Origin of the sequence: Microvirga tunisiensis (assembly GCF_009296175.1) — a bacterium.
GTDB classification, from domain to species: Bacteria; Pseudomonadota; Alphaproteobacteria; order Rhizobiales; family Beijerinckiaceae; genus Microvirga; species Microvirga tunisiensis.
Window position 1 is genome coordinate 1 of record NZ_VOSK01000334.1, and the last position, 6,448, is coordinate 6,448.

The window sequence follows — 6,448 nt, forward strand, 5'->3', positions numbered from 1 at the left end:
GACTGGGTCGCCGATCAAGCCCTTCTTGTGAAGCCGATCCGTCGTTGCCCAGTCGAAGCCCTTCCAGGCACAACGCTCGTTATGCAGCGTCAGCCATAACAGCGCCAAAACGGCATCGTCGATCTTGTCCTCATCGATCTCCATGAACCGACGTTACCACGCGCGGCACCCAAAATCCCGCGGCCCCGCTCGGATGGATACGGACTAACCCCTGAGCCGCCGTTTCAATCTGATTGGAGGACGCGATGTTTACCCTGGAAATCGACGGCACGGCCATTGCCATCACCGATGCGGACGAGTCCCAGGCATGGGAGATCGTCGAGAGCGAGGCGTTCCAGCAGGACCTGATGGCGATGACCAGCGAGGGGACGCCGCTGTGGGACGGGCGAGCGCCCCTGATCATCCGACCGGCCTCACGCCAGGAGACCGAAGCCTTCGGCGCTCCGGGTCTCGACCTTGATGACACGGACGATGACGAGGACGGCGTGTTCGTGACCTTCCTCGTGCCGGTCGACCACGATCATGAACCGACATCCGCCATTCCGCCCGAGCTTCGGAGGGCATGAGCCAAGGGATTCCGGCATGGAGCCGTACCCTGACCATCCGGTAGGGCAGTTTCCGCCGTTCGCGGGCGACACACACCCATCACCGCAGGACAGTGCTGCTGGCGGAGATCTCGCACCGGGGTTGCCCGCCATTGGCCGAGTTCATGCGCAGGGCCAAGAGCAGCCCCGTGCCGCGTGTTCCGGGGACCGCCATCTTCCTCTCCGGGAGTTCCCAGGATGTGCCGGCCGCCCTGCTGCACAACCTGAAGCACAACAAGGTGCTGCACGAGCAGAACGTCATCCTGACGGTGATGACCGAGGAGGTGCCGCGCCTGCGGGACAAGGGCCGCGTCACCAGCGAGACGCTCTCGGACCGCTTCTCGCGGGTGACAGTGCAGTTCGGCTTCATGGAGAGCCCGAGCGTGCCCAAGGCGCTGCGGGCGGCAGGCTTCGACCTGAACGACGTCTCGTTCTTCCTGTCGCGGCGGGCGCTGCAAGCGTCGGCGCAGTCCGGCTTGCCGCTGTGGCAGGACTACATCGTCATTCCGATGGCTCGCTCGGCGAGCGATGTCTCGGATCAGTTCTGCATCCCGGAGGACCAGGCCGTCGAAGTGGGCGCGCGGATCACCATCTGACTGGATGCCTGATCGGGCACAAGCGAGGACAGGTTACCGGGCTGAAACCGTGACCGGCAGCCGTTCAATCGCTCTGAGGCCAGGCCGCGGCCACCACCGGATGGCGTCCGGCGGCACGGCCAGTTCGAGCCTGGGCCAACGCTTGAACAGCGCCTCCAGCGCGCACCGTGCCTCGATCCGGGCGAGTTGGTGACCGAGGCAAAAGTGGATTCCCGTACCAAAGGCCAAGTGCCGATTGGGCCGTCGCGCCAGATCGAGCCGCTCAGGGTGAGAATTGGCGCCAGGGTCGAAATTAGCCGCCGCCAGCATAGCCATGATCCGGTCCCCTTTCCTCAGCCTGACCCCGCCAAGCTCAATATCCCTTCCGACGAATCGGGGCTTGGTGAACTGCACAGGCGAGACGAAGCGCAGGAACTCCTCGACGGCCAGCGGTGCGCGGCTCCAGTCTTCCTCGAGCCAGTCGCGCAGACGAGGCGTCCTGAGGAGTTCATGGACCGATCCGCTGATCAGATGCGTGGTGGTTTCGGATCCGGCGCCGAGTAGGAGAAAGACCATGGCCACCATCTCCTGGCCGCTGATGCGTCGGCCCTCCTTTTCCACGCGGACCAAGTCCGCGATCAAGCCTTCGCCACCGGTGTTGCGGGCAACCTGCAAGCGTCCCTCCAAGTACCGCTTCATCGGCTGGATGCCGGTGATCATGCGCAGCAGGCTGAGCGTGCCGGTCAGGCGGGTCAGGCTGTTTGCCCAGGCGATGAAGCGGGGCCTGTCGGCACCAGGCAGACCGAGCAGTTCGCAGATGACCGAAAGCGCCAGTCTGCGGGCATAGCGCTCGACCAGGTCAGCGGGGCTGCCGTCGGCAAAAAGCTCAGCCGCAAGCCCATCGGCAATCGCGAGTATCCTTGGCTCCATGTCGAGAACGGCGCGGCGCCGAAAGGCCTCGTCGACGATGCCACGCAGGCGAGTATGGTCCGGCTCATCCATGGACAACATGCTCACTGCGAGTGTGCGGATCCACCCGGGCATCCACCAGCGCATGCCAGCGAGCGAGCCGTTCCTGCGCATCGTGAAGGTCTCGCTGTCCTTCAGGACGCGGCTAGCCATCTCGCTGTCGGTGGTGATCCAGGTCCGCCCGACGATCGGGAAACGCACTTCCACAACGGGACCTGCCGCCCTCAGCCTCGTGAGCATCGAGGCGGGATCGCGAAGGTAGTCCTGGCTCGTGAAAGCGAAACGTCGCATGAGGTGTACCCTCTGACGACGATGGAATCGGCCGCAGCCTGATCTACTGCTCTGCCGGCGATCGCCGCATGACTTTTCAGAGACGGCCCGAGACTACGGAGCCTATTACGCTCAAGCGATGCCGCCTTAGGCCCCTGGATATGCGTTAGCGTGGATGCCGTGCGGCAGCGAAGTTCCGGAGTGGGTCAAAATTTCACGTTCCGACCGCTTAACGAACGTCGGCACTTGAGTGTCGAAGCGGACCCAACGCTTACGTCTCAGGAGTGCCAGAAGCTGCCCTACGCGTCGGCCGATTGCGAGCACATGTTGCTCCTTACCTCAGATTCTGTGCTCCGGCAGCGAGAAGGCTTCGATTGCTCTCCCGACTCCTCGGAGCTCGTGCCACCCGAGTGACAGGAGGGGGCCGGCGTGGAGCGATGCGGCGACATCTGATAGGATAAGCGGCACGGCGAGGGTTTTGCACTGTGCCTCCAGGCGGCAGACCTCGTTGACCGCCGGGCCCGTGGCCGTGAAGTCGAGGCGCCGCGCCGATCCGACGTTGCCATACATCACGTCCCCGGCATGCAGGGCAATGCCGCAACGGATCTCGCTTTCCTCAGCCGCGGCGCGCCCGGCATTGACGTTCCCCAGTTGGTCAAGAGCGTCGCGTGCCGCTGCGAGCGCGAGCCAACAAGCCTTCGTCCCGGCTTGCGTGCCCTCCTCGAAGGGGAACATCGCCAACACGCCGTCGCCGGTGAACTTCAGGACCTCGCCACCCTGAGCATCGATTGCGTCAACGACACAGTCAAAGTAGGCATTGAGCGTGGCGAGGTAGGTCTCAAGCGAGCTGCCCGCGGCCAAGGCGGTTGAATCCCGCATATCACTGTACAAGATCACGGCGTGGACCCGGTGACCGTGGCCGCGTTGCACATGCCCGCGCAGGACGCTCCGGCCCGTCGCCGCTCCGAGATACGTGCCGAGGAGGATCTCCGCCATCTCAAACGTCGCCGCAGCCTTGACCGCGACCGCATACGGCAAAACGAGCGCCCGGAGGACATCCAACTCGCATTTGGTAAAACCACCGCTCCGCTTGGTACTGAAGGAGCCTGTCACGCCTGCGCGCATGACGGTCCCCGGCGGCAGATCGGGCCAGAGCGTCGGGTCCGCAGAGCTGCCGAACGGCCGGAAGAAGGCGAGATAATCGGTAAAGCCGAAGCTGCGAAGGTGATCCAGGAGCGGAAACGGGAGAGGCTCCCCACCCTCATCAAGCCGATACCGCAACTCCTCTGTACCGGTGGTCTGCATGTGCAGGAAGGGCGACGGCAAGCGCCGGATGTCCGGTTGTGTGGCGGCCTGACGCACCGCCCGGCCTGTGTCACGGGTCCAGGTAAAGGTCATGCCGTCAAACTGCGGATGGAACACAAGGTAGGCGACAACCGCCCGATCTAGGTCGAGGCCCATGGCAAGAGCCTGCCCACATAATCCTTGGAGGATCGCCTCAACAGTGGCTCCTATCAGCGCCTTCTGGTGAAGCCATGCCACAAGCGAGGCGGTCTCGCCCGAGAGTGGGGGATGTGCCATCAAGGTACGGTGCCATGCCCCATGCGGGTTCTGCAAGCGAGGCAGCGCAAGCTACTTCGTTTAGTTTGCAATGCACGAAGGCACTTGGATGGCGTCTTGCCAAACGGAGCGGGCCTGAAAGTTAGCTCCGGGTCACGCACTGACGATCCTATGCCCTCGAGGAACGTCCGCTGTTCCTTGCGGGAGCAGACTATCGGCCTACTTCCGAGAAATGCCATTTCCAGACGTTCCGGGTACATGAGCGAAATTTTGGCGTAAGCCGTTTATGGAAATGAACTGCGTCCTGAGCTATCAGAGCGACAAGCCTCCACAGCGGAGGAACCCAGGTCAGTGCGGGCTCGATGAAAGTTCTGATCGTCGAAGATGATGCGTTCGTCCGTGAGATGGCTGTAGCGGGGCTGGAAGATGCCGGGCTCGAGGTCATCGAAGCGGGCAGCGGCGGAGAGGCTCTGGAACTCCTGCAAGCCGGGATCACCCTCGATGCCCTGCTGACCGACGTCCGTCTGCCGGGAGCCAACGGCTGGGCCGTGGCCCGGGCCTACCGCGAGCGCTTCCCCGAGCTGCCCGTCCTGTATGTGACAGGCTATGCGGAGCAGATGCAGCCGGTTCCTGGTGGGATCATCATCTCAAAGCCCTACAGGATCGCCCAGGTGGTTGGCGTCTTGAGCACATGGCGAGCTTGAGAGGCAGAATTCCGGTCTGCGCCTGTATCGAACTGGATTGCATTCAAGGCGTATGAAACTCTACTGACGGTGAACGCGGGCACGCTGGGCTGACGTTGCCGCCCGCGGAGGTCATGCATGACGACAACAGGGACGGTCACCTGGTTCGACCTGACCAAGCAATTCGGCTTCGTGGCCCTGAGCAACGGCTACGGTGACGCCTTCCTGCACATGGCGGTGCTGAAAGAGGCGGGCTACGTCTGGCTGCCGCGGGGAACCATGGTGCGGGTCAGGATCGAGTAGGAGCGTGGCAAGCCGCGGGTCGCCGAGGTTCTTGAAATCGACACCAGCACCGCCCGAGCGGGCGAGAACGAGCCGATCCTGCGCAAGCCCAAGACCTAATCCCATTCCACTTCGAGCGCACATAGTTCTGTTAGAACGATTATGGGTTTCTATTCAGTAATCATCGGATGCTGCGTACATATGTCCTTATGCGCTAAGCTGGGTTTATTGCTCTGAACGACCGATAGTAGTTTTATTGCTGGCTTGAATATTTCGGGCGTCGGTGACTGAGAGATCCGTGTGCTCCCGCCTGTTGGCAGAGGAGCATCCCATGCCTCGCTATTTCTTCCATGTCGTCGACGGCCACAACATCATCGACAATGAGGGAACGGAGTTCCCCAATCTCAGGCATGCCCGCGCCGAAGCGATCCGGCTGGCGGGTGCCATCCTGCGCGATGAAGGCGACACGTTCTGGGACGGTACCGAGTGGCACATGAACGTCACCGATGTCGCCGGACAGTCTGTTCTCAGGCTTCGCTTCTCCGCCGACGATCAGGGTATCGCACCTGACGAGGACCACGAGACCACCGCTCCGGCTTAGCGCGCCCCGGCAGTCATCAGGGCCGATGGGCAAGGCGCGAGGCAATCCACTCCTGAGCCGTGTCCAGATCGGCAAACGTGGGATGGCTTGTGGATACGCTGCCGAAGGAGGCGCCGGCGATCTGGCCGGTCGCGATCAGGACGGACCCTTCGACGACGGAAACGCCGACGTTGCCGTTGCGGATTGCCTCGGTGTTCGGGATGTCCGGCACCACCACGATGTCGGCCACGACGGTCGCAATCGCGATCAGGATCATCATCAGGACGCCTTCGACGATTAGAAGCAGGGCGGCCGGGCCGATATCATCCGCGACCCCGGAATAGGCGAGGCCCGACAGGGATCCCGCCATTGCGATACCGACCGCGGCAATACGAATGGCCATCGCGAGATTGATGGCGGGCGCCACTCCGCCGTCGGCCGCCGGTACGAGGCGGAGGAGCCGCCACCGGTCCACCACCACTGCAACGTAGGTCATGGCGCAGGCGGTCACCGCCAGCAAGGCGGGCTTCAGGGAGGCCATCAGGACGGTGGACTCGAACATGTCGCTCTCCAGTCAGAATGGTGAATGGCTCTGCACGAGGCCGATCCCTTGCCGCCGCTGCGGAGCCCGGTTGCCGTGTGGGGGGTGCGTGGAAGCCTCTACAGGATTGTACGCTAAGAGCTACTGGGGGCACTCCCTGTCAGAGCGGGCAACCCCGTTGCCAGTCGGTGATTGACGGAAGAAGACCTTCCAATTCCAACGGAAGAGTTGGCCGAAACCTACTCCCACCATCAACTCTTCGTCGACAAAGCCTAGCTAGTTTCCGTCCATAAACGTGCACATCTCGGAGCATTTACAATAGGTTGTGCCGAGTTGGAGTGGCTTTGACGAGGATAGGCAGGGTGAAGAGCGCTGAGTATCGACAAAAATGGTATCGTCGGCGC

9 protein-coding genes are annotated in these 6,448 nt (G+C 62.7%); 5 read left to right on the plus strand and 4 right to left on the minus strand.

What is annotated here, in order from left to right:
• The coding region (locus tag FS320_RS48830) for a DUF6429 family protein (RefSeq protein WP_244626992.1) at positions 1–144 on the minus strand (144 nt) is incomplete at its 3' end.
• A 101-nt stretch (positions 145–245) separates the two neighbouring features.
• Here FS320_RS48830 and FS320_RS35740 point away from each other — a divergent pair.
• Positions 246–566 carry a hypothetical protein gene (locus tag FS320_RS35740; protein ID WP_152717103.1) on the plus strand — a complete coding sequence of 107 codons (321 nt, stop codon included), beginning with the start codon at positions 246–248 and terminating at the stop codon, positions 564–566.
• A 167-nt stretch (positions 567–733) separates the two neighbouring features.
• Positions 734–1,180, plus strand: coding sequence for a KUP/HAK/KT family potassium transporter (locus FS320_RS35745; RefSeq protein WP_420846821.1), 447 nt, complete (start codon positions 734–736; stop codon positions 1,178–1,180).
• A 33-nt stretch (positions 1,181–1,213) separates the two neighbouring features.
• On the opposite strand, the gene FS320_RS35750 is transcribed toward FS320_RS35745, so the two are convergent.
• Positions 1,214–2,419 (minus strand): cytochrome P450, encoded by a 1,206-nt coding sequence (locus FS320_RS35750; RefSeq protein WP_152717105.1) that lies wholly within the window; start codon positions 2,417–2,419, stop codon positions 1,214–1,216.
• 318 nt (positions 2,420–2,737) lie between these two features.
• Entirely contained in the window at positions 2,738–3,979 is a 1,242-nt protein-coding gene (locus FS320_RS35755; RefSeq protein ID WP_152717106.1) for an adenylate/guanylate cyclase domain-containing protein, read from the minus strand.
• Between the two features lie 341 nt (positions 3,980–4,320).
• On the opposite strand from FS320_RS35755, the gene FS320_RS35760 reads away from it, so the two are divergent.
• The 3 genes from FS320_RS35760 to FS320_RS35770 all read left to right on the plus strand — a co-directional run bounded on the left by FS320_RS35760 (position 4,321) and on the right by FS320_RS35770 (position 5,524).
• A complete protein-coding gene (locus FS320_RS35760; protein WP_152717107.1) occupies positions 4,321–4,662 on the plus strand; it encodes a response regulator in 342 nt (113 codons plus the stop codon).
• A gap of 117 nt (positions 4,663–4,779) precedes the next feature.
• A complete protein-coding gene (locus tag FS320_RS35765) occupies positions 4,780–4,944 on the plus strand; it encodes a cold-shock protein (RefSeq protein WP_152717108.1) in 165 nt (54 codons plus the stop codon).
• Between the two features lie 310 nt (positions 4,945–5,254).
• Complete coding sequence (locus tag FS320_RS35770) at positions 5,255–5,524, plus strand: DUF6894 family protein (RefSeq protein ID WP_152717109.1); 270 nt, start codon at positions 5,255–5,257, stop codon at positions 5,522–5,524.
• A gap of 16 nt (positions 5,525–5,540) precedes the next feature.
• Here FS320_RS35770 and FS320_RS35775 read toward each other — a convergent pair whose 3' ends face one another.
• On the minus strand, positions 5,541–6,065 hold the full coding sequence (locus FS320_RS35775) for a DUF350 domain-containing protein (RefSeq protein ID WP_152717110.1): 525 nt from the start codon (positions 6,063–6,065) through the stop codon (positions 5,541–5,543).
• Positions 6,066–6,448 lie beyond the last annotated feature (383 nt).

Excerpts from the sequence above, each read along its gene's own strand:
- FS320_RS35740 (WP_152717103.1), top strand. The coding sequence starts at position 246 with ATGTTTACCCTGGAAATCGACGGCACGGCCATTGCCATCACCGATGCG.
- FS320_RS35750 (WP_152717105.1), bottom strand. The coding sequence starts at position 2,419 with ATGCGACGTTTCGCTTTCACGAGCCAGGACTACCTTCGCGATCCCGCC.
- FS320_RS35755 (WP_152717106.1), bottom strand. The coding sequence starts at position 3,979 with ATGGCACATCCCCCACTCTCGGGCGAGACCGCCTCGCTTGTGGCATGG.
- FS320_RS35760 (WP_152717107.1), top strand. The coding sequence starts at position 4,321 with ATGAAAGTTCTGATCGTCGAAGATGATGCGTTCGTCCGTGAGATGGCT.
- FS320_RS35765 (WP_152717108.1), top strand. The coding sequence starts at position 4,780 with ATGACGACAACAGGGACGGTCACCTGGTTCGACCTGACCAAGCAATTC.
- FS320_RS35770 (WP_152717109.1), top strand. The coding sequence starts at position 5,255 with ATGCCTCGCTATTTCTTCCATGTCGTCGACGGCCACAACATCATCGAC.
- FS320_RS35775 (WP_152717110.1), bottom strand. The coding sequence starts at position 6,065 with ATGTTCGAGTCCACCGTCCTGATGGCCTCCCTGAAGCCCGCCTTGCTG.